Genomic DNA, 3,970 nt, shown 5'->3' with positions numbered 1-3,970 from the left:
TTCATATATAAATGAGCTCTAATGATAAAATTTATAGATTTTTAATGGATTGCATAAAAATTAAATTTTATACATTAGTTTCTGTGACTACTCAAACATTACTAATTTTTTAAAAATGAATATTTATTTCAAATAGTCCATATGGGAGAGTTAGTAGTTGCTCAACATATAGACTATTTAAGTCTATTAAAAATTCCCATTATAATACCTCCAATCATATACTCTATTAATTCACTATGTTTTACTATTTTGACTTAACCAATGGCAATTATATCATATTTATATTACAATTTACAACTTTTATTGTAATAAATGTAAAACAATTTCGTTTTTTAACACCACATTATTCAATTGTCAAAGAACATCGTTCGTATCAAAAATATCAGTAGTTAGTTCGCAAATTTTTCAAATTGTGTCTCAATGAAACCAAATTCAGATTTTTAAGCTGTCACTCTGTTTATCTAAAATTACATATAACGTGCTTACAGTTCATGGTGTCCTACATGCTCTTAGTAGGATATCTTGAACTGTATGTTAGCTGAAGTTTTCAGATCCTTTTTAATACTCATTTAAGTTATTAGTTTGTTTTTGTAAATCCAGTTTCTGTATCCAATACAAAATGAGTTCCATCAAATTTATAAATCATTGTATTTGTTCCAAATTTTTCCTTAAGTGTAACTCCATCCGATTGGTATTTGTAACTACTCAACCATGCATATATTCGATCATTTTCATCATTAAATTGATAATTACCTATTTTAAATAAATAATCATCCCTAAAGCTTGATCGATCTTTTAATATTCCTTGCCATGCTTCAATAAACTTCCCCTGTTCTATATACCACAAATAAACTTTATAAATATCTATTCCTGTACCTCCTGTCCTCGTTACTATTTCAAATATTTTTTTATTTCCAACTTCTACATGATTAGCAATAGGATTAGATAAATTCCAACTTTCTATTTTCCAATCTTGTTCTGTTATTAAGTGGTATCTTTCATCTTGTCTTTTATCAAAAATAAAAAATTGTCCTAAATGTACTCCACCAACAATTTTTGCAACTACTTCCAATTCAGGATCGTTATCTAAGTTAACTAATTCATACGAAAGACCTTCATAATAATATCTCTCATTCTTTCCTTGTACTTTTATCCAATTAATGATTTGTTCTTTCGAGATATCTTGTCTAATATTTTTTATATTATTAGCAAAGGGTTTAAGAGAAAATATCCTTAGCATAACTATTCCAAAAATAACAATTAAAATGGTAGTAACTATAATTGTTCTCCACTTAATACGTATCATTTTATCATCCTCCTAAAACTATTTCATGCAATCTAAATTCTAGAAATATATTATTAATTTTAGCTAACGGTCTTGCTATGTTGCTACGTTTCACATGTTTTTGCTGAAATGCCTGAAAATAGTATGTTATATGACGCACCAGACCCCATGATGACTTTAATCTACAATAATCAGTCACCTCTAAAGATTTTTTTATCTATATCATGTCTATACATTAGTCGTCTTCATTTTCTAGATCTATAACAAATTCATCTTCCTTAAATGTATGAAAGCAAAACTCCTTGGGTATTGTGCATCGAATAAATTCTATATCCTCATCAGTGATCCATCCTGTAGAAAACTCACTGCCATAATGTTCACTAGATAAAATCATATCCTTATCATTCATAAAAAAAATTGAAAACCATTTTATCTTACCTTCTTTATCAAAAGGGTGTTCTATTAATTCCTTGATAAACTGTTCAGTAATTTGACCCTCAAATATTTTCATATTATTAATATCACTTTGAACTGATTCGCCAAATAACTGTGCTCTTTGTATCCCTTCAACCTCTTCATACCAACAATCTATTCTAAATTTATTACACCTTTTGATAAAATAATCTATTAATGGTTTCCAAAAATCATAACTTATTGGAATCATTGTTCCCCCAACGGTTTTACGAACTTCTCCGGTTTCAAAATGTGAAGATACTCTCTCCATTGTTTAAATCCTCCTACTTATCACATTTAATTCTTAACTTTCTTAATTAAATATAAAAATAAACATTCATCACTTCATAAGCATTTCTCTATCAAATTCGCACTCTGAATGATGTGGCTACTACATGTCATATAACGGTCCGTGTTCAAGACACCCAAGACACTTAGCCAGACTTGGCTTAGTGTCTTGGGTGTCTGCGGCTCAGCTCCAGAGACTTCACCCACCGCACGAACTTGAACACATTGTTATCTGATGTTGGGTACGGAAGTTATAGAGTATTATTATTTCAAGCAACAATATCCACAATTCTATCTTTTCTTTTTTTATAATATATACTTAAAGGCTCTATTTATATCCTCTGCAATCATGCTACGCTTTGATTTTTCAATTAAATAATTTTTTCCCGTTTGTAAATATGATGGGAATATCCTTATATCTTTAAACATAAACTCTTGGTTTCTTATTTTATAGGTAGATTTATTTGGAATAACTCTTTTCCCAATTTGTCTTCGTGCAATATTATTTATTGCACTTATAGCAACATTCCCCATTAACATATAAGCTTTGGCATTCTTATAGAGATTCAACTCACTTTCTAATAATTCACTACATATCTTAATAGTACTACTAGGTATACTGTAATCTACTTTAGGACACTTTATTGCTGTTGTTATTTGAAACCCAAGAGATATAATATCTTGAAGGCTCTTTACATTTAATCCGGCATCATTAAATGCTTGGATCGTGGTAGTCATATAATCAGTTTGATCGTCTGAAAAATATGCTGATGGATCTCTAGGAGGTGCTTCTGAAATCATAATAATTTTCACTTTATTATAATCTATATCCCATTTTGGTATAAGAAAACCACTCTTTTCAGTGCCCAAACACCCACTATTATTACATACCATAAACACACCTATCCCTTCATAATATATTTACTATCTATAATATCATTGATAGTCTGACAACAGTATGTCACATTTTTAACTAGTACCCAATAGCAGATAACGTGCTTAGCCTTTCCGTCGTCCTACATGATTTTTGTAGGATGATAGAAAAGCTATGTTATAAGATGTAGCAAATCTTAAGCCCTGCTAAAAGTTATTCATTCTTTTAATCCAATGAACTTTTCTATCTCTAACAAATCCAATCTTGGTTGCTAGATTTATGGATTTTTTATTATCTTCCTCAATATGAACAAATGGAATTTTTCTAATCTTTCTTAATCTCTCAATAATAGATATTGTAAGACTATATCCATATCCTTTATTTCTATATTCTTCAAGTACATTCAAAAATCCAATTGCTCCATCATCATGTGTCATAATCCAAGCAACTAAACTTTTACCTTCATAAATTCCTAAGCTAATACCATTTTTTATTCTCTCTTTTATATATTCTAAAGTTGTATAATCTTTGTATTTTGAATTATTATAAATATATACAACATCATTTAATGTTAATTCACTAACCTCATATTTAATTTTATGTAAAACTTTTTCTTCTGGCAAAACTAACTTTATACATGATAATTTCCAATCTACGATTTTACCTTCACATATATAAGGAAGCATCCAATCTTCTACTACTGCAAAGTATTCTTCATCTTCACATTTTTCTAACAATAATTGCAACTCATCTTCTGATGAACTACTAATATAAATCCAGTTTTCATCACTTTTTCCTCTTACCAATATAGATGCACCTTTACTCCATATAATGTCAATAGGATAATTTTCAATGAAATTGATCATATTGATATTTTTAACTATTTCATTTCGAAAATCATTCAATATATTTTTATTAATCTTCATTTTTTCTATCCTCTTCCATAGTTCTTTTTTTCTTTTAAAACTTTCTATATCTTATAACGGTCTTAGCCTTTCCGTTATCCTACATGCTTTTTTATAGGATAATGGAAAGGCTATGTTAGGCGAAGTACAGCTACCTCCTATAAT

Annotated in this window: 4 protein-coding genes; all 4 read right to left on the bottom strand. The window is 28.8% G+C overall.

Features of this window, described 5'->3' with window-relative positions; all coding sequences use genetic code 11:
• Positions 1–577: 577 nt before the first annotated feature.
• Positions 578–1,306: a hypothetical protein gene (locus EV214_RS18415; protein WP_132248467.1), complete on the bottom strand. Its 729-nt coding sequence runs from the start codon at positions 1,304–1,306 to the stop codon at positions 578–580.
• Between the two features lie 214 nt (positions 1,307–1,520).
• Positions 1,521–2,009, bottom strand: a complete 489-nt coding sequence (locus tag EV214_RS18410; RefSeq protein ID WP_132248465.1) for a hypothetical protein — start codon at positions 2,007–2,009, stop codon at positions 1,521–1,523.
• A gap of 323 nt (positions 2,010–2,332) precedes the next feature.
• Positions 2,333–2,920, bottom strand: coding sequence for a uracil-DNA glycosylase family protein (locus EV214_RS18405; protein WP_330571348.1), 588 nt, complete (start codon positions 2,918–2,920; stop codon positions 2,333–2,335).
• A 186-nt stretch (positions 2,921–3,106) separates the two neighbouring features.
• Positions 3,107–3,826: a GNAT family N-acetyltransferase gene (locus tag EV214_RS18400; protein WP_132248463.1), complete on the bottom strand. Its 720-nt coding sequence runs from the start codon at positions 3,824–3,826 to the stop codon at positions 3,107–3,109.
• Positions 3,827–3,970: the final 144 nt, after the last annotated feature.

Origin of the sequence: Marinisporobacter balticus, from assembly GCF_004345705.1 — a bacterium.
Classification (GTDB): Bacteria; Bacillota; Clostridia; order Peptostreptococcales; family Thermotaleaceae; genus Marinisporobacter; species Marinisporobacter balticus.
This window is presented reverse-complemented; position numbering and strand designations above follow the sequence as displayed.